At 38.4% G+C, this 19,187-nt stretch carries 15 protein-coding genes; 12 read left to right on the forward strand and 3 right to left on the reverse strand.

Going from position 1 to position 19,187, the window contains the following annotated elements; genetic code table 11:
- Positions 1-123: 123 nt before the first annotated feature.
- Together JAZ75_RS17480 and JAZ75_RS17485 are read right to left on the reverse strand one after the other, a co-directional pair.
- On the reverse strand, positions 124-1,038 hold the full coding sequence (locus tag JAZ75_RS17480) for a helix-turn-helix domain-containing protein (RefSeq protein ID WP_208697069.1): 915 nt from the start codon (positions 1,036-1,038) through the stop codon (positions 124-126).
- A gap of 58 nt (positions 1,039-1,096) precedes the next feature.
- Positions 1,097-2,107 (reverse strand): aldo/keto reductase, encoded by a 1,011-nt coding sequence (locus JAZ75_RS17485; protein WP_232789246.1) that lies wholly within the window; start codon positions 2,105-2,107, stop codon positions 1,097-1,099.
- 650 nt (positions 2,108-2,757) lie between these two features.
- Here JAZ75_RS17485 and JAZ75_RS17490 point away from each other — a divergent pair.
- The 3 genes from JAZ75_RS17490 to JAZ75_RS17500 all read left to right on the forward strand — a co-directional run bounded on the left by JAZ75_RS17490 (position 2,758) and on the right by JAZ75_RS17500 (position 5,137).
- On the forward strand, positions 2,758-3,618 hold the full coding sequence (locus tag JAZ75_RS17490) for an AraC family transcriptional regulator (RefSeq protein ID WP_208697071.1): 861 nt from the start codon (positions 2,758-2,760) through the stop codon (positions 3,616-3,618).
- Positions 3,619-3,702: 84 nt separating this feature from the next.
- Positions 3,703-4,509: an inositol monophosphatase family protein gene (locus tag JAZ75_RS17495; RefSeq protein ID WP_208697072.1), complete on the forward strand. Its 807-nt coding sequence runs from the start codon at positions 3,703-3,705 to the stop codon at positions 4,507-4,509.
- 1 nt (position 4,510) lies between these two features.
- Positions 4,511-5,137 carry an NAD(P)-dependent oxidoreductase gene (locus tag JAZ75_RS17500; protein ID WP_208697074.1) on the forward strand — a complete coding sequence of 209 codons (627 nt, stop codon included), beginning with the start codon at positions 4,511-4,513 and terminating at the stop codon, positions 5,135-5,137.
- A 271-nt stretch (positions 5,138-5,408) separates the two neighbouring features.
- On the opposite strand, the gene JAZ75_RS17505 is transcribed toward JAZ75_RS17500, so the two are convergent.
- Positions 5,409-7,871, reverse strand: a complete 2,463-nt coding sequence (locus JAZ75_RS17505; RefSeq protein ID WP_208697076.1) for a TonB-dependent receptor — start codon at positions 7,869-7,871, stop codon at positions 5,409-5,411.
- A 136-nt stretch (positions 7,872-8,007) separates the two neighbouring features.
- On the opposite strand from JAZ75_RS17505, the gene JAZ75_RS17510 reads away from it, so the two are divergent.
- From JAZ75_RS17510 to JAZ75_RS17550, 9 genes are all read left to right on the forward strand, one after another.
- Positions 8,008-9,048 carry a sensor histidine kinase gene (locus tag JAZ75_RS17510; protein ID WP_168126230.1) on the forward strand — a complete coding sequence of 347 codons (1,041 nt, stop codon included), beginning with the start codon at positions 8,008-8,010 and terminating at the stop codon, positions 9,046-9,048.
- Positions 9,042-9,764 carry a LytR/AlgR family response regulator transcription factor gene (locus tag JAZ75_RS17515; protein WP_232789247.1) on the forward strand — a complete coding sequence of 241 codons (723 nt, stop codon included), beginning with the start codon at positions 9,042-9,044 and terminating at the stop codon, positions 9,762-9,764. Before JAZ75_RS17510 ends, JAZ75_RS17515 begins: the two co-directional genes overlap by 7 nt.
- A 315-nt stretch (positions 9,765-10,079) precedes the next feature.
- A complete protein-coding gene (locus tag JAZ75_RS17520; protein ID WP_183913900.1) occupies positions 10,080-11,066 on the forward strand; it encodes a hypothetical protein in 987 nt (328 codons plus the stop codon).
- A 499-nt stretch (positions 11,067-11,565) separates the two neighbouring features.
- Positions 11,566-12,231: a fructose-6-phosphate aldolase gene (gene fsa / locus JAZ75_RS17525; RefSeq protein WP_168126232.1), complete on the forward strand. Its 666-nt coding sequence runs from the start codon at positions 11,566-11,568 to the stop codon at positions 12,229-12,231.
- Positions 12,232-12,236: 5 nt separating this feature from the next.
- On the forward strand, positions 12,237-13,094 hold the full coding sequence (locus JAZ75_RS17530) for a transketolase (protein WP_208697079.1): 858 nt from the start codon (positions 12,237-12,239) through the stop codon (positions 13,092-13,094).
- Between the two features lie 8 nt (positions 13,095-13,102).
- Positions 13,103-14,080, forward strand: a complete 978-nt coding sequence (locus tag JAZ75_RS17535) for a transketolase family protein (RefSeq protein WP_168126234.1) — start codon at positions 13,103-13,105, stop codon at positions 14,078-14,080.
- Positions 14,081-14,217: 137 nt separating this feature from the next.
- The gene (locus tag JAZ75_RS17540) at positions 14,218-15,060 is read left to right on the forward strand and encodes an alpha/beta hydrolase (protein WP_208697081.1); all 843 of its coding nucleotides are present in this window, start codon (positions 14,218-14,220) and stop codon (positions 15,058-15,060) included.
- Between the two features lie 109 nt (positions 15,061-15,169).
- Entirely contained in the window at positions 15,170-17,623 is a 2,454-nt protein-coding gene (locus JAZ75_RS17545; RefSeq protein WP_208697083.1) for a glycosyl hydrolase family 95 catalytic domain-containing protein, read from the forward strand.
- 82 nt (positions 17,624-17,705) lie between these two features.
- Entirely contained in the window at positions 17,706-19,187 is a 1,482-nt protein-coding gene (locus JAZ75_RS17550) for a xylulokinase (protein WP_208697085.1), read from the forward strand.

A 19,187-nucleotide genomic window follows, 5' to 3' on the forward strand; every position in this document is an offset into this window, starting at 1 on the left:
TTTTTTTTGATAGTGGAAGAAAACTGTAAAACATAGCAAATCTATGTTCTCAAATTCAAAATTTATCTGTAGACAACCGCGGTAGATTGACAACGATTTTTAGTTTATCAACGCAATTTTCGGTCAATTAAATGACTGTCTAAATTCTAAAGGTGATCTTTCGGTTTTCTTTTTGAAAAGTTTATTGAATGATTGGGGATATTCAAAACCTAACTGATAAGCAATTTCACTTACAGATAATTCCGTTGTTGACAATAGTTCTTTGGCTTTTTCCAAGAGCTGGTTTTGAATATGTTGCTGTGTAGTTTGCCCTGTCAAATTTTTCAGCATATCATTGAGATAGTTTGATGATACCGATAATCGTTCGGCGAAGTACTGAACGGACGGCAGGCCTAATACATTTAAATCATCATGTTGATAATATGCATTTAATAAATCCTCAAATTTTAAGAATAAATCATTTGACGCTTTTTTACGTGTAATAAACTGACGGTTGTAAAACCGGTTGCAATAATTCAGCAACAAATCAATATGAGAAACAACAACATCTTGTGTGTAGTTGTCAATCATGGCTTCAATTTCCTGTTGAAGATTTAGCATCAGTCCTGAGATTACGGACTCTTCTTTGTCCGAGAGATGCAATGCTTCATTGTTGGCATATGCGAAAAAACCGTATTCTTTAATACGTTTTGCTAAAGCATAACTTTGAATAAAATCGGGATGAAAAACAATCATCCAACCTTCCACTGTTGATGAACTGTTTTGTTCAATCGAAAATAGTTGTTTGGGTGCAAAAAAGGTCATTATTCCATCATCATAATCATAATATTGCTGACCATATTTTACTTTTCCGTCAAAATTCTTTTTCAGATAAATCGTGTAGAAATTATAGACAATCGTTAACATTTCTTCAGCAACACAAGAATTGATCTCATCAAGATTCACAACACTTACTAAAGGATGTGCTGGTTTTTTGATGTTTAAGAAATGATGAAGTTCTGAAACTGTGTTTAGAAAATAAGTTTTATTATTTTTCATTTTATAAATTTATAAAAAAAACAGTGGATAAACGTTAATTTATCCACTGTTTAGCCTGTTACAAATTAACGCCTTTCATACTTTCAGCATCGTATCTTGCGCCTGTTTCTGTACCCAAAGGAATAATACTTTCCAAACGGTTAAGATCGTCTTGCGTCAAAGAAATGCTCGCTGCTGCTATATTCTCTTCTACATATTTTACGCGTTTTGTCCCTGGAATTGGCGTGTGACCTTTAGCAATAACCCAAGCAATAGCCAACTGTGCAGAAGTGATATTTTTTTCGACCGCCACTTTCTTAATTTCATTTACCAATTCTACATTTTTGAAAAACTGCTCACCTTGATATTTTGGTATAAATCTTCGGAAATCATTTTCATTAAAATCTTCTGGTTTTTGTATTGTTCCGTTTAAAAATCCACGCCCTACTGGTGAGTATGCGATTAAGCTGATCCCTAATTCTTTTAGTGTATCCAGAATGCCCAGTTCTTCAATTTGTCTTTCAAACAAGGAATATTCGGACTGTACTGCTGTAAGTGGGTGAATCTGATGTGCTCTTTTGATGGTTTCAGAATTTACTTCCGAAAGACCGATATATTTTATTTTTCCTTCTTTTACCAATTCGCCCATCGCTGATACGGTCTCTTCAATTGGCGTATTCGTGTCCAATCGATGCTGGTAGTACATATCAATATAATCGGTACCCAGATTTTTCAGGGAACGCTCTACGGCTTTTTTTATGTAATTTTTACTGCCATTGAATGCGCCAGTTGCTTGTCCGTTGTCGTCAATTTCGAATCCGAATTTTGAAGCTATGATGTATTTTTCTCTATTACCCTTGATCGCTTTTGCTATTAACTGTTCGTTGAGAAAAGGACCATATATATCTGCCGTATCTAAAAAATTGCCACCCAGCTCTAATGAACGATGGATAGTAGCAATCGCCTCTTTTTCATCTGCTTTTCCGTATATATCTCCTCCGAAACCTGTTGTCATACCCATACAGCCAAGACCAATCGTTGGTATGGTAAGTCCTTGACTGCCCAATTTTACTTCTTTCATGTTGCTCATAGTCTATTATTTTTAATTTAAAACAAAATTATGATGAGAAACCTGATCAAAAGTGTCCAAATCACGGAAGGTTGTATCCAAAAAGTTTGCCCCTAGCCGGTCATCTATTCTGGTGATAGTGTGGAAGGCTGGATTTTTACCGGAAATCATGATGTCATTGGTGGGTGGTCTTGCTGCTGTAGTTTTTTGTATATAACAACAACGTTGAAATTAGCTTAGTTGTTGCTCTTTTAATACTAAAATGAAGTGAACTCGAGTTCTTCTATAATGGAATCGATGCAACATTGAAGTTTGAACAAAAAGGAAACCAAATTTACAAATTGTCCCTTTTTCAAAACGGAATGGATTTGAATTTTCTCAAGAAGTAGGTAGTGTGCATATCTCTCTTCCTAATTTGGTTTTTCAATGATCAAAAGGGGACGCTGTTTGAATTTAAAATTAGAAACTTAAAGGACGTTTAGTTTTTTATTGTACTCGATTTGAATGCTCTTAAAGTAGGAATCGGATCTACTCTATAGCCTCTTAGCTTAATATAACTTTTTGTGCATTTGACGTTTTAATGAATTTAGAATATAACGCTGATCATATAAATTAAAGGGTTTTATTTTTTAGTTTTGTAACTATTGGACAACAACTTAGAAGCATTAAATTTGAAGTATCAGAAACATAACATTGAACAGTTTGAAATTTTCCCCGATGCCAAAGCGGGTATTTTCGTCCTAAATATGGATAACCGAGAAGTTGGGTCACATAACATTTCGAGACCTCATCGGGATGATCACTGTCAATTAATGATCGCTTTGAGCGGTAACTTTAGATTAAATATTGATTTTGAAAATGTTGAGTTTACTGGTCCAGCGTTACTTTTTGTGTCTCCCGAACAAGTCCATTATATTATGGAAGTAAAAAATCCTCATGGATGGATGTTCAACATTGATGCCTCTTTAATTAACGAAGAATTACTTCAGATCATAGAAAATAAAATCCGTAATCCCCTAATACTTCAAAATGGATCTGCTTTCCATCAGCAGCTTGCATCACTAACAGCGTTAATTGAAAATATACAATTAAACAATAGTAATCACTATACTGAAAAAATTATGCATTCCCTAGTGAACGGTCTTCTAGGTATTATTGCAGGAGAAATTGTAGCTATTTCGCCTATCGCTAAGGAGAAAGAAAATAGGGGTGTTTTGATAAAAGAAAAATTCATAAAATTGCTTAAAGAGCATTTTAAAAATTGGAAACAACCTGCAGAATACGCCTCTGCACTTTCTATTTCAACGTCCCATCTCAATGATACAGTAAAATCTTTAACAGGAGGATCGGTATCCACTCATATTCAAGCAGCATCGATTATGGAAGCCAAAAGATTGCTATATTTTACAGATGGTACTGTTAAGGAGATCGCTTATAAAGTTGGCTATGATGAACCTGCTTATTTTGGGAAACTTTTTAAGAAAATAACCAATCTTACACCTCTTGAGTTTCGGAATAAATTCCGTGATTAGAACTATCTTTCCCTGCTTTGAAACTATTATAAAGTATAATTCTGTAAGTAGTTTTGCATTAATAATTTAACACAGAAAATTGATATGCAAAATGAAATCAATATCCCAATCATCTTAGCTTCTGTAAGAAAGATAGGGGATGCATTTTTAAAACAGTATAAACAAAATACCATACCTCAAAGTATGGATGAACTTTTGAAACAATTAGAAGATATTGATGTATTGTGTCTTACATCTTTGAAAAAAGATCTCACTGCTACTTTTCCCCATATGCCTTGGCATATCGGGGATGAATTTGATACCGAATCGCAAAAGGAGTCAACCATAAAAGGGGATTACTGGCTCTGTGATGCAATGGATGGTGCCATACAATATCTTCAGCATATTCCGGGATGGACAATCAATTTGGCATTTATTCGTGATGGAAAACCATTATTCTCCGTTATCTATGATCCCTTGGCCACTGAAATGTTTTGGGCAAAAGAAGGTGAGGGAGCTTATATGAATGGCAAACCTCTTATGGTTAGTAAGAAAACTGATTTGGGGGTGATGTTGTCAGTCTTTGAATACGGTCATCAAGATAAATCGACAAACCAACTTAACAAAGAAATTGGAATGACAGTTACAAGACTGCTTGATAATTTTGGAATTGTAAGAAATTATGGACCTCACGGATTGCAATTGGCCTATGTGGGCGCTGGAAGAATCGACCTGTTTATTCAGGAAGATATCGATACCTATAACTGGATAGCAGGTATGTTAATCGCTAAGGAATCAGGTGCCGAGATATTGAACGCAGACGGAATTCCCTGGCAATGGGGGAGCGAAAGCCTATTGGTAGCAAGGAAAAGTATCACCGAAAAATATCTTGAAATAAAATCATTAAAATAAAATGAATATAGCAATAATAGGGGCAGGGGCGGGAATTGGCTTACATGCGGTTAAACAGGCTGTTGAAAAAGGACATACGGTAACGGCATTATCGACAAATACGGATCAGCTCCCTACGCATCCCAATCTCATTAAGATAAAAGGAAGTGCAACAGTGTCTGAGGATTTGAAAAATGCAATCAAAAATACTGATGCAGTCCTTATAACTGTTGGAACAAAGAATAAAAAGGCAACGACTCTTTTTTCTGATATTGCCAAAGCACTTATAAGCGTTACAGCTGATCTGAACTTTTCTTCGCCTGTTTTGGTCATCACGGGCTTTGGGGCCGGAGAGAGTAAAGGTTATTTAAGTTTCTTTATGCGCACAGTCATTTCATTGTTTCTTAAAGATCAGTATAACAATAAAACCATCATGGAAGATTTGATCACAGCGAGTGCTATAAAATGGGAAATCGTACGACCAGGAATGCTGACGGACGGAGAGTTGACTTCATCTTATCGTGTATTACCCAACCTTAAGAAAGGAATGAAAGTTCGGAAAATATCGCGAGCTGATGTCGCACAATTTTTAATTACCGAAGCCGAAAACCCTAAGATGCTTCACCATTATGTAGCATTAACGAATTAATGATCAAAAATAGAGACGGGAGTAATACTGTCTATTTTTATTAATGAAAGGAGTGTTTATTTGCTTTTTATAAGATATTTGCTTGCAGATATTTCTATCAGAATGAAACTGAAGGAATGAATAATAGATGGTTTAAGAATACACATGCCTGTCGCTTTTAAATAGTAAAACCTGATAAGATATGGGTACCTGGAGATTCCGAACTTTTACTTCAACATTCCCTAATTTTTTATTTCAAAATGATCTAGTCCGGAATGATAGGGGAGCTAACTTACATGTTAGACTCTCCTCCAGATTTCTGATCATCGTTTTTAATATTTGAATCATGCTTCTCCTTTTGCGAATTGCTCTTGCCGAACTTCCACGAAAAGTTAATGCCAAAGGATCGAAATGGAATGGCAAAATTTCCATGCTGTTCATATTGATCGGTTTTTGCATATGAACCCAGATTCTTTACTTTTTGAAATGGATCGACCATAGTAAGCCCTAAAGTACCTTTCTTCTTCAGTATTTCTTTTTTTACACTTAAATTCCACATATTAAAGGAGGCATAATACCCTTGGAATGTTCGCTCTGGAGCATCAAAAAATATAAAAGACTCGGCTATCCATCCTTTTTTCAGATCTACAGTACCGCTGATAAAGGTCTTGTAATTGATGAAAGTCTTATTGGCCTGATGTGTCAAATTATCGTACAGATCTTTGGGCTGTATATGGTAGGTATATAGATCGATATTTCCTCTCAACGTCAATATTTTAAATAAATCTACCGATGTAAAAATATTAACGCCTAATGACTGTGTTTCGCCGATATTGGCGAAAGTCTGCAATACGATTGGCTTGCCGTTGTTGGTCGTACTCCTGTAAACAGGTTCAATGACATTGCTGTTTCTTCGGTGGTATAGGGAAAGATTAAGCATGTATTTTTTCATAGTGAGATGCGTGCTCAATTCCATGTTATGCGACAGTTCAGGGGCTAATTGTGGGTTTCCCTGTAATTGATTGACAGGGTCTGATTCGTTTCGGAAGGGGTTTAGAAAATATAGACTTGGCCGTTGCATGCGCTGGTTATAACTGATCTTCAAATTTAACTGTTCTGAGACTTTATAGGAGATCACTGCGCTAGGGAGAATATTGTGCTGTTGATCACGAAAACTAGCTTGCTGATCGATGGCTTTAATTTCTGCTCTTGTATACTCATATCGAACTCCGGCTTTAATATCGGTTCTTGTGTTTAAAGGGATCTGTAGCGTCGAATAGATGGCCCCTACATCTTGCCTATAACTGAAATTGTAAGTTCTTTGACTGACATTTAAATAGACATCATCCCGTCCGATTGTATCGACTTGAATAGTAGATTGGATGTCCCTGAAGATGGCTTTTGCGCCCAATTCTAAAGTGGCCTTTTTGATGGGATGGGTATAATCCAGCTGTATCGTTACTTCTTTATTCGCGCCTGCGTTCAGTCCTTTTTCATCAGGACGAAAATTATTCTGCAGAAAGGAAGATTGATAATTTGTATTGGTGTTATTTTTAGATAATTGAACTGAAAAGTTTAATTCTTGATTTTTCTTCTGAAATTTTCGGATGTAATCGGTACTCCAGTCAAATCCACCGAAGCGAACTTGGTTGTTATTGATACTGCTGATAGGGGCACTTATTGCATAGCTCGTCTTGAGGAGATTGTCTGTTTGGATAGTGAGTTGATTGATATTGAAATTGGAAATGAGGAGATTATTGGAATCAAGTTCATAATCTAATGATAGGCTCCCTCTTAAACCATTCCTTTTGTTCCGGCTTTCGGTTTCTTGTTCGATATACTGTTCCTTATTCAAAAGTTTCTGATCAAATGTGATGCGTGTATCAACAGGCCAGCTCCAGGAATTCCCCAAATTTGCATTCATGCCTAATTTGCTCTTTCTGATGCTGATATTTCCATTGAAATTATTCTGTCGCGTTCCTAATCCTCCGGAATATGATCCATGTACTCCATCGGTACTGTTTCGTTTGGTATTGATAATAATTATTCCAGAACCACCTTCTGCGTCATATTTTGATGATGGACTGGTGATCACTTCTATATTTTTTATCTGGTCTGCAGGAATCATTTTTAGGGCATCTGCTACATTATTATTCATAGCCCCTGAAGGCTTTCCGTCAAGTAATATACGGACATTTCGATCTCCTTTTAGCGATACATTACCCATTGCATCCACAGATAGTAGAGGTACTTTTCGCAATGCATCAGCGGCATTTCCTCCAGACAGGGTGGGGTCAAGTGCCGTATTATAAATAAGCCGGTCTGTTTTGATTTGTACAAGCGGTGTTTTATGGTATACATCCACCTTTTGCAACTGATGATTGGCAGTAGACATACCGATCATTCCTAAATCAACATTACCGTTATTGATGTTAATGGAGTGTTCTGTACTGGTCGCGTAACCCAATGCGCTCACTTTTAGAAGATAGTTGCCGGGCTGAACCGCTGTGATTTTAAAATTTCCTGCTGCATCACCAATGACTGTTTTCATCGGTCTGCCATCAGCAGTATCTTTTCTATACAAATAGATACTTGATGCTGGAATCATTCTTTTTGTTAAAGAATCAACTATTTTTCCTGCAATGGTGTGCGCTTTAAACTGTCGTTTTATTTGGCCAAATGAGCAATGTGGCAGGTTTAAAAGTAGGAGCAGTACTACTGGTTGCATTATATAAAGTACCTTATTTTGTTTCATAATCAATGTTTCCCCAAATGTTCAAACTTTGTTGGACACCGTAAATTTTATTACGCCAACGGGGCGGGAAATGATGTTAAACTAAGATTTATAGATTCACGTAATATTAGGTGCCATTGGTGTAAAAAATTATAAAATGGTTATTAAATTTTTAAATTTGGGTATGACGAATAGAAGGCTTTTGAGCATCGTTTTATTTTTTTGGCTGATTTCATTTTTATACCTTATAATCGGAGCAATTTTATTTTCAAGATCATCCTTTGAAGGGGTGATCTTGATTGTGTTTTCGCAATTACTTTTATTGGGAGAGATCATTGTCTGTCTGTTCTATATCTTCCCAAAATTTTGGCGTGCGAATAAAGCGATTTCTTTAACGGTTAGCGTTATATCATTGCTTTTAACCATTGTATTTTTGAGGTATTCTTTTGAAGAAGTGCTCTTTGTGAAGTATCTTGGATTCAAGCCGAACCCTCATCTTGATCCTTATTATTTCATCTACGATAACTTTTATTTTTCATTACCGGGAGTCTTTATCGCCCTGATTGTGTATCTGGTCGCGAAATCTTTTGAGGTTGAAAAAAAGAACAAAGTGCTTCAGGCGGGGATGGAACAGGCGGAATTGAATTTCTTAAAATCGCAACTCAATCCTCATTTTCTATATAATACCTTAAATTATATGTATTCCATAGCGTTGCCTTTGTCCGAAAATTTATCAACTGCGATCCTAAAGCTGTCGGATACCATGCGGTACACGCTGGCGCAGAATAAGCGGGATATGCTGACGCTTGGTGAAGAAGTCGTGTTTATTGAAGATTATATTGCCCTCCATAGCATGCAGTTTCATCCTAATTTTTACCATACATTTTTAATAACGGGAGCAATAGACAGGCTCTTATTCCCACCTTTATTGCTTGCTCCATTTGTGGAGAATGCCATTAAACATGGCATAACACATGTTGAAAAGCAACCGGTCAATATCCGTTTAAATGTCACGCCAGCAATATTGGAATTTGAAGTGTCTAATTATATCAATACACAATTTCAGGAAAAGGGCAGTGGTATTGGAATCGCTAATGTTAAACGTCGGCTCGAAATTTTATATCCAGGGAAACATACTTTACATATGGAAAAGAATGATCTGGTTTATCGTATATCTTTAATTGTAAAATTGTGGTAAAGGGTGAGATAGATCGTAAAAGATATCGGTGCATAGCACTGGATGATCAATTGTACGCGACAGGAATTATTGCTGCATATGTTGACAAGACCCCAGATCTGACTTTAATCAAAGCGACCGATGATGCATTTGATGCTTTAAATATGATTATGAGCGGACATGTTGATCTGGTATTTTTAGATATTCAGATGCCGACGATAAACGGTATTCAATTTCTCAAACGTTGCGGAAATAAATGCCGGGTTATTTTAACTACAGCTTATCCGGACTATGCACTGCAAGGTTTTGATCTGGATGTGGTAGACTACCTGCTGAAGCCATTTTCCTATGAGCGTTTTCAAAAGGCTGTAGATAAGTTTCGGTTATTACAATTGGCGTCCATGACGCCGCAGGTTGAAAATGACTATCTGTTATTAAAAGGTGATGCTAAAAATAAATATTATCAGGTTAAATTTTCAGATATCATGTTTATTAAGGGTTTGAATAACTATATATCCGTCTACACGAAGGATCAACATATCATTACTTATATGAATCTGAAAGAAATAATTAATCTGATTCCTACCCGACTTTTCTGTAGGGTGCATCGTTCCTATATTGTATCTTTTAACTATATCAAATTTATAGACGGAAATTCTCTGCTAATTGATGAAGAGAAAATTCCCATCAGTGAAAGCTATAAGGCTACATTTTATTCGAGATTGAAGGAATTTTGATAAGGGGTATGATGTATTTTATAAGGTAAATTTCAAAATTTTATCTTTTTTAATTTCTTAGTAGGGTATAACAAGGTCATCTAAAACATCTTTGTATCTGTTTCGTTCGTGCTATTTTAATTGGTAGTATGATCACACTAAAAATCATAGCACTAATTTAAAAAAATCTCATTAACTCAAGTATTGTCGTAAGTGTAGTTCTCGCGAAAATGGAATTGTTTTTAATTACTGTTTGCTAAAATAAATAGATTTATTACTACTTATTTTAGTTATTTATGTTTATATTAGTGTTTGATAATCAATTAACCATGAATTATGATGAGGCAAAAATTAAGACGTGTTGATGATCCCTTGTGGAAATCGATACTGGAGCAGACTTTTGCAGATTTCCTCCGATTTATGTTTCCCGAAGCTGAATTGTTATTTGACTTGAATAAACCTTTTGAATATCTCGACAAAGAGTTTGAGACCTTATTTCCGCCAGAAAAGAGTAATAAAGGTAAAAGATTTGTCGATAAGTTAGTAAAAGTCTATATGAAAGGTGGAGGTGAGCAATTTATCTTTTGTCATATTGAAGTGCAGTCCAACAAGGGTAATAATGATTTGGAAAAACGGATGTTTGAATATTATTATAAAATCACTGATCGATATCAGGTGCCAGTTTGTGCCATAGCGATATTGACTGATGAGAATAAACATTATAAGCCAAAGTTGTATGAACAAAGTTTTTTAGGAACGACTTTACGGTATGAATTCAATTACTATAAGATTCTAAGTCAAAATGAGGAAGATTTACGGTCTAATCCGAATCCATTTGCTGTTGTGGTATTAACGGCATTTTTGGCTATAATTAATAATAATGTGACCGACGAAGAACTTAAAGATATTAAACATGATCTTTACGATCAAATGATGAAAAGGGATATGGAAAAGACTACACGTCAGGGTATTTATGATTTCCTGGCTTATTATGTTAGTTTTGAAGATAAAGAAATTTTTATTAAATTTGAACAAGAAATCGATACAAAATTAGGAAGGAGCACAACAATGGGTACACGTGAATATTTATTGGAAAAGGCTAAGCGAGAAGGACAGGAGCAAGAACGTGGATTAGCGGCGGTACGCATCAAGAAATTGGAAGCTCTTGCTGAGGCTGAAAGGGAGAAAGCTGAAGTAGAAAAAGAAAAAGCTGAAGTAGAAAAGTTCGAATCAGCTACTAAAATGTTGAATAGTGGTTTTGATATAGCGATGATTTGTGATATTTTATCTCTGACTCCGGAGCAAGTCGAAAAATTGAAATAAAGTTTTACTGAGCTAATATTAAAAAAGGTGCCTTTGGACACCTTTTTTTGTTGATATCAATTCTCTTTTAGAATAAGTATTTGCGCAGGGGTAGCAGTGTACCATAGTAATATGTTTTCGGCTGTAATGTAGTGACATATTGAAAAAGTGACATCGTTCAAGACGTAACATATTGACGGAGTAACGGGACAAGGGAGTGACCAGCCGGCTGTTGGGGAGATGGAGGAAAAAGTGATTAAAAAGGAGATTCTTTATAGAGTCTCCTTTTTTGTTTATGGCTTTTGACATCTACTTCTTCTATTCAACTGTTTTCTGCAAGGAAGGTGATTAAACAGCCTATAGCTGTGTTTCAGGACTGTATTTTGAACATTTTTACCCTTATTTTTAAGATCTGTTTCATTTTTTTAGACCCTATTAGTATAGTTTTGTTTTGCAATTAGAGATTCTGAAAGGCTCTTTTGTAGACCAAACCATAAACTACTAAACTTAAATTTAATAAATGAAATTTTTTATTGACACAGCCAATTTGAACGATATTCAGGAAGCCCAAGACTTCGGGGTTCTCGACGGTGTAACGACCAATCCTACCTTAATGGCTAAAGAAGGAATCAGTGGAGATGATCTTGTTAAGAAACATTACCTAGCCATATGTGCTATTGTCGATGGCGATGTTAGTGCTGAGGTGATTGCTACCGATTATGAAAATATGATAGCGGAAGGACAGGAGCTGGCAAATTTAGATAGCAAAATAGTGGTCAAAGTACCCATGACTAAGGCGGGAATTAGAGCCATCAAATATTTTAGTAACAAAGGCATTAAAACCAACTGTACATTAGTTTTTTCTGCAGGACAGGCATTATTGGCTGCAAAGGCAGGTGCTACTTATGTTTCTCCATTTATAGGCCGTCTGGATGATATTTCTGTTGATGGGCTTGGTCTTATTAAAGAAATCCGAACAATATATGATCATTATCTCTTTCCTACACAGATACTAGCGGCATCTGTACGTAATAGTACGCATATATTGGGTTGTGCCAAAATTGGAGCAGATGTTATTACATCGCCCTTGTCGGCCATTCTTTCTCTTTTAAAACATCCCTTAACAGATAGTGGCCTAGCGCAATTTTTAGCGGATCATAAACGGGTAGCTGCTCAAAACAATTAATCGCGATGGAAATTAATAAAAAGAGTATTTCTGAGCTACAGGCTATTGTTTCGCAAGTGCGAAGAGATATCGTTCGCATGGTGCATGCTTGCCAATCGGGTCATCCCGGAGGCTCTTTAGGATGTACAGAGTTGTTGGTTGTGCTCTATTTTGAAGTCATGAACCGGAAAGAGGGATTTGATATGGATGGAAGTGGTGAAGATCTGTTTTTTCTTTCGAATGGCCATATTTCCCCTGTCTTCTACAGTGTACTGGCGAGAGCAGGTTATTTTGATATAGCCGAATTGGCTACGTTCCGCAAGCTTGGATCCCGGTTGCAGGGGCATCCTACCACGCATGAAGGTTTACCAGGAATCCGTATTGCATCAGGTTCATTAGGGCAAGGATTATCCGTGGCAATCGGTGCGGCACAGGCGAAAAAACTAAATCGTGATGCAGGCCTGGTTTATGTCCTGATGGGCGATGGTGAACTGCAGGAAGGTCAGGTATGGGAGGCTGCGATGTATGCGCCACATAATAAAGTGGATAACCTGATTGCCATAATTGATTATAATGGTGCACAGATCGATGGGGCGACGAAAGATGTACTGTCTCTAGGTGATTTACATGCCAAGTGGTTAGCTTTTGGCTGGCAGGTATTGGAAATACATCAGGGAAATGATATCGCTGCTATATTGGATGGACTTACTCAAGCGCAACAGCAGGCTCGTCAAGGTCTTCCTACCGTTATTTTACTGCATTCTGAAATGGGAAATGGTGTCAGTTTTATGATGGGATCACATAAATGGCATGGAGTTGCTCCAAATAACGATCAATTGGCTGATGCTTTAGCACAGAATTCACAAACATTAGGAGATTATTAAGCAATAAAATGAAAAAATATACATATAGCGAATCTCGGGATACCCGCTCAGGCTTTGGAGCGGGACTGTTGGAAGCTGGCCGTCAAGATGAACATGTCGTGGCACTTTGTGCTGATTTGATCGGGTCACTAAAGATGAACGATTTCATAAAAGAATTTCCGGAAAGATTCTTCCAGATCGGTATTGCGGAAGCCAATATGATGGGAATAGCGGCAGGTCTGACCATCGGGAATAGGATTCCGTTTACAGGTACTTTTGCCAACTTCGCAACCGGAAGGGTTTATGATCAAATACGCCAATCGATCGCTTATTCTAATAAGAATGTGAAGATCGCGGCCTCGCATGCAGGATTGACACTTGGTGAGGATGGTGCGACGCATCAGATTTTGGAGGATATAGGGTTGATGAAGATGCTACCAGGGATGACAGTGATCAATCCTTGCGATTATAACCAGACCAAAGCTGCGACGATTGCTGCCGCAAAGTATTTCGGTCCTGTGTATCTCCGTTTTGGAAGACCTGTAGTACCTGTCTTTACACCAGAAGATCAAGAATTTGAGATCGGAAAAGCGGTTATGCTGAACGAAGGGAATGATGTGACTATTATTGCCACAGGACACTTGGTCTGGGAAGCCATTCAAGCAGGTGAGCTTTTAGAGCAATTGGGTATAGATGCAGAGATTATTAATATACACACCATTAAGCCGTTGGATGACAGTGCAATATTGAAGTCGGTTCGGAAAACAGGTTGTGTGGTGACTGCTGAAGAGCACAATCGCTTAGGTGGTTTAGGAGACAGTGTTGCACAGCTGCTTGTCAAGAATATGCCGATCCCACAAGAATATATTGCTGTTGATGATTGTTTCGGTCAATCGGGGACTCCTGCGCAGTTAATGGAAAAATATGGTTTAAATGCGGCGAACATCGTATCTGCAGTAGAGAAAGTGATTTCCAGAAAAATAGATCAATCTGCACAAGTGATATAAACCCTTTAATCTTCTGAATTCCATGGATTCAAAAAAATAGGTAAGGAAAAGGTCGGCTGATTCATGCTTATTGAAACCTAAATTGATAAATGATCAATTTATATAAGTGTTAATATTCAATTATAAACCAAATGATTATGAAAAATATTTGGACGGTGTTATGTATAGTCCTATCCATTACGGTATTAAAAGCTCAAACCGTTACAGCTCCTGAGGGGTTTGCTGTATATCAACCGGATATTGTACATGGTAAAATAGATACGATTACTTATCCTTCATCAACTGTTGGTATAGAACGGACGGCTTTAGTGTATTTACCTCCTGGGTTCTCGGCAAAGGAATTGTACCCCGTACTTTATCTTTTACATGGGATCGGTGGCGATCAGTTTGAGTGGTTAAACAATGGTACTCCTCATGTTATTCTAGATAATCTGTATGCACAAGGTAAGCTGGAACCGATGATCGTGGTATTGCCCAATGGCCGTGCCATGAAAGATGATCGTGCTATAGGTAATATCATGGATGCGGCTAAAGTTGAGGCTTTTGCGACGTTTCAAAGAGATCTTATTGATGATCTTATTCCATATGTCGAAAAAACTTATCCTGTGAATGCGAACCTTTTGAATCGTGCCTTATTTGGATTATCCATGGGGGGAGGTCAAGCTCTAAATTTTGGTCTTGGTAATTTGGATACATTTGCCTGGGTCGGTGGATTTTCTTCCGCACCCAATACCCTAATGCCTGAGCAACTGATCCCACATCCGCAAGAAGTAAAAGACAAACTCAAGTTACTTTGGCTTTCTTGTGGCGATCAAGATGGTTTAATCACTATTACGAACAGAACACATGATTATTTGAAAAAGCATGAGGTACCGCATGTCTTCTATATCGAGCCGGGAGGACATGATTTTAAGGTTTGGAAGAATGATCTGTATCAGATTTCGCAATTGTTGTTTAAGGAGCGTAGTCAGGGTAAATGATCACATTTTGAATATGTATGTAGGCTATTTGGTTCCTGAAACAGGGTTATAAGTTGACCAATACAGGCTAATCAATGTATAAAATAATAAGTAGAGGAAACAAAATAGCATGATGAGATTGATGGTTGCTAAATTATTTACGATCATAGGGATAGTAAAGCTGTCGATATTCGGCTGTGTTGCATATGCGCAGCATAAAAGCTCACTAAAATTGTGGTATGATCAACCTGTCGTTGATCAGATCTGGGAACAGGCATTACCGATCGGGAATGGGCGTTTGGGAGCGATGGTGTATGGTATTCCGGAGCGTGAAGAATTACAGCTTAACGAAGAAACGATTTATGCCGGGGGACCATACCGCAATGATAATCCGAATGCGTTAAACGCACTTCCTCAAATTCAGCAATTGATCTTTGCTGGTAAAACAGAGGCGGCCGATCGCTTAACAAATCAATCATTTTTTACCAAAACCCATGGCATGCCCTATCAGACGGCGGGCAGCGTCATTTTGAATTTTCCTAACCATAAAAATTATCAGAATTATTACCGCGAACTGGATCTCGAAAAAGCTGTCGTGCGGTCGCGCTATACGGTAGACGGTGTCACCTATACGCGTGAAGTGTTTTCTTCTTTTGCTGATGATGTGATTCTAATGGAAATAACCGCTAGTAAAAGGGGAGCTTTAAATTTTGATCTCGAATATGCAAATCCTTCCAGGTACAACATTTATAAATCCGGTCAAAGCCTAATTTTGGAAGGTAGCGGGACATCGCATGAAGGTATTGACGGAAAAATCAGGTATCAAAAGCATACTGCTGTTAAAAATAAGGACGGCCGTGTCACGCTCACGGATAACAAACTGACCGTATCGGGTGCGACATCGGTCGTGATCTATATGGCTGTTGCCACAAATTTTGTGAATTACAAAACCCTTGATGATCAGGAAGCAGTCCGGGCGGCGAGTACATTAGCACTGGCTCAAAAGAAAGCTTTTAAAACGGCATTGAAGCAGCATATCGCAATGTACAGCAAGCAATTCGCACGATTCAATTTAGATCTGGGTCAAACAGCAGGACAAGAAAATCTGACGACGACTAAACGGATTGAAAGTTTCAAAACGACGCAAGATCCAGCTTTGGTGGCGTTATTGGTGCAGTTTGGACGGTATTTATTGATCTGCTCTTCTCAGCCTGGTGGGCAGCCTGCCAATTTGCAGGGGATCTGGAATAGATCGATGAATCCGCCATGGGATAGCAAATATACGGTCAATATTAATACCGAAATGAACTACTGGCCAGCGGAGGTTACTAATCTTTCAGAAACGCATGAGCCCCTTTTTCAGCTTATTAAAGAGTTGAGCGAGAGTGGTCGAGAAACTGCACGGGTACTCTATGGTGCTGATGGATGGGTTACGCACCATAACACAGATCTCTGGCGGGTGACCAGTCCAATTGATTTTGCGGCAGCAGGTATGTGGCCGACAGGCGGAACATGGCTAACGCAGCATTTATGGGAGCACTATTTATACACCGGTGATCAGAAGTTTCTTACTGAAGTGTATCCTGTCATGAAAGGAGCGGCCGATTTTATTCTTTCTATATTGATTGCACATCCTAAGCATAAAGACTGGCTGGTCATTGCACCCTCCATATCTCCCGAGCACGGGCCGATCTCTGCGGGGGTTACCATGGACAATCAACTGGCTTTCGATATCCTTACACGTACGGCATTAGCGAGCGAGATTGTCGATCAAGATGCCGCTTATCAAGCGAAATTAATAAAAGCCGCTCGAAAGCTTCCGCCTATGCAAGTAGGCCGATATGCGCAATTGCAAGAGTGGCTGGAAGATCTTGATGATCCTAAAAGTGACCATCGGCATGTATCGCACTTGTATGGCCTGTATCCGGGAAACCAAATATCGGCGTATCGGACGCCCCAATTATTTGAGGCTGCTGCTAATTCATTGCAGTATCGAGGTGATTTTGCGACAGGTTGGTCCATCGGGTGGAAGATCAATCTATGGGCACGTTTGCTCGATGGGAATAAAGCGTATCAGATCATTGACAATATGTTGACTTTAGCGAATCATAAAAATCCGGATGGACGGACTTATCCCAATATGTTTACAGCCCATCCACCTTTTCAGATTGATGGAAATTTTGGTTTGAGTGCAGGAGTTGCTGAAATGCTGCTACAGAGCCATGACGGAGCGGTGCATGTGCTACCCGCGTTGTCCGAGTTATGGAGCGATGGCGCTGTCTCGGGTATTGTAGCTAGAGGTGGATTTACTGTTGATATGAACTGGAAAGATGGTCAGATTCGGAACATTGCTGTTACCTCAAAAATTGGTGGTAATCTCCGTTTACGATCCTACTGGCCACTTAAAGGTAAGGGGTTGAAGAGAGCAGCTGGTGAAAACTCAAATAACCTGTTAAACCCCATAGCTGGAAAAGAAGCCCTTGTGTCATCACAAGCGACTTTGAAAGGGAATCATTTGAGACCAATCTTTGAGTACGATATGGCTACTCAAAGAGGAGGAAAGTATGTTTTTAACGCACAGTAATTGCTTTAAAAGCATGTGAAAAGATAATGTTGACGAACAATAGGGAATAAAGAGACCAAAAAAAATATTAGAAAAATAGGATATGTTATTATTAGGAATAGATTTAGGGACTTCCTCTATTAAAGTTTCGGTTATTGATGCACAGACCAATAGGAGAATCGTGTCTACACAGTACCCCGATAGCGAAGCTGCAATTATTTCGGAACAGCAGGGCTGGGCGGAGCAAGATCCCAATCTGTGGTGGGAGCATACAAAATTGGCGATAAAAAAGCTTAACAGTACAGGACTTTATAATCCGAAGTATATCGGTGCCATTGGAATTGCTTATCAAATGCATGGCCTCGTGATCGTAGACAAGGATCAACGACCACTGCGTAATGCCATTATCTGGTGCGATAGTCGAGCTGTTGCAATAGGCGATCAGGCAATCTCAGATCTGTCCGCTTCTGGTTTTTTGGCCTCACATCTCAATTCTCCAGGAAATTTCACCGCTTCAAAGTTAGCCTGGGTGAAACACAATGAACCCGAATTGTATGAGAGGATACATAAATTCATGCTACCTGGTGATTTTTTGAGCATGTGTTTAACAGGTGAAATTAATTCTAATATCAGTTCTATATCGGAAGGAATCTTATGGGATTTTAAGAACAATAGGATCTCGGAGACCTTACTTGATTATTATGGTATTGATCAGGATTTAGTTCCGGATATTTTACCTGTTTTCTCAAACTATGGACTGATCAAACCCGAAGTAGCGGATGAACTGAACCTTTCCAGAGATGCTTTCGTGAGTTATAAAGCCGGTGATCAGCCTAATAATGCACTTTCTTTGAATGTATTTGAACCCGGAGAAGTGGCTGCGACTGCTGGTACATCGGGTGTTATATATGCGGTTACGGATCAACTGGTGTATGATCAGGAGTCTCGTGTCAATACATTTGCGCATGTCAACCATAATTCTTCGCAGACAAGCTTAGGAGTGCTGCTCTGTATAAATGGTACCGGTATCCAAAATAGCTGGATGAAAAAAATAACGGCACTGGGAAATGACTATGTACAGATCAATCAATTGGCGTCTAATATCGCCATAGGTTCTGATGGTATCACGGTTTTGCCTTTTGGCAATGGTGCCGAAAGAATGTTAAAAAATAGAATGGTGCATGCCCATATCGAAAATATTGATTTTGTACGTCACGACGAAGCGCACCTGTGGCGTGCCGCTCAAGAAGGAATAGCTTTCTCTTTTCGCTACGGTCTGGATATTTTGAGGCAGAATGGAATAGAACCAAAAGTAATCCGTGCCGGACATGCCAATTTATTTTTAAGCCCCGTATTTCAGCAGTCTTTTGCTGGGGTGACACAGGTAGAAGTCGAGCTTTATGATAATGATGGAAGTGTGGGGGCAGCGCTGGGAGCTGGAATCGGAGCAGAGATATTTGCTTCTCGGAAAGAAGCATTTGCCGGATTGGAGAAACATGCGATCATTGAACCTTCACAAATCACTTTATATGATGAGCTGTATGAGAAATGGAAAGATAGTTTAAATAGGAAATTGTTAAATTAA

Origin of the sequence: Sphingobacterium sp. UDSM-2020, from assembly GCF_016132525.1 — a bacterium.
GTDB lineage: Bacteria > Bacteroidota > Bacteroidia > Sphingobacteriales > Sphingobacteriaceae > Sphingobacterium > Sphingobacterium anhuiense.

Bases quoted from the DNA above. Each gene is read 5' to 3' on its own strand.
- JAZ75_RS17500 (WP_208697074.1), top strand. From the start codon at position 4,511: ATGAATATAGCAATAATAGGGGCAGGGGCGGGAATTGGCTTACATGCG.
- JAZ75_RS17550 (WP_208697085.1), top strand. From the start codon at position 17,706: ATGTTATTATTAGGAATAGATTTAGGGACTTCCTCTATTAAAGTTTCG.
- JAZ75_RS17540 (WP_208697081.1), top strand. From the start codon at position 14,218: ATGAAAAATATTTGGACGGTGTTATGTATAGTCCTATCCATTACGGTA.
- JAZ75_RS17505 (WP_208697076.1), bottom strand. From the start codon at position 7,871: ATGAAACAAAATAAGGTACTTTATATAATGCAACCAGTAGTACTGCTC.
- JAZ75_RS17545 (WP_208697083.1), top strand. From the start codon at position 15,170: ATGATGAGATTGATGGTTGCTAAATTATTTACGATCATAGGGATAGTA.
- JAZ75_RS17535 (WP_168126234.1), top strand. From the start codon at position 13,103: ATGAAAAAATATACATATAGCGAATCTCGGGATACCCGCTCAGGCTTT.
- JAZ75_RS17495 (WP_208697072.1), top strand. From the start codon at position 3,703: ATGCAAAATGAAATCAATATCCCAATCATCTTAGCTTCTGTAAGAAAG.
- JAZ75_RS17510 (WP_168126230.1), top strand. From the start codon at position 8,008: ATGGTTATTAAATTTTTAAATTTGGGTATGACGAATAGAAGGCTTTTG.
- JAZ75_RS17530 (WP_208697079.1), top strand. From the start codon at position 12,237: ATGGAAATTAATAAAAAGAGTATTTCTGAGCTACAGGCTATTGTTTCG.
- fsa (WP_168126232.1), top strand. From the start codon at position 11,566: ATGAAATTTTTTATTGACACAGCCAATTTGAACGATATTCAGGAAGCC.
- JAZ75_RS17480 (WP_208697069.1), bottom strand. From the start codon at position 1,038: ATGAAAAATAATAAAACTTATTTTCTAAACACAGTTTCAGAACTTCAT.
- JAZ75_RS17485 (WP_232789246.1), bottom strand. From the start codon at position 2,107: ATGAGCAACATGAAAGAAGTAAAATTGGGCAGTCAAGGACTTACCATA.
- JAZ75_RS17520 (WP_183913900.1), top strand. From the start codon at position 10,080: ATGATGAGGCAAAAATTAAGACGTGTTGATGATCCCTTGTGGAAATCG.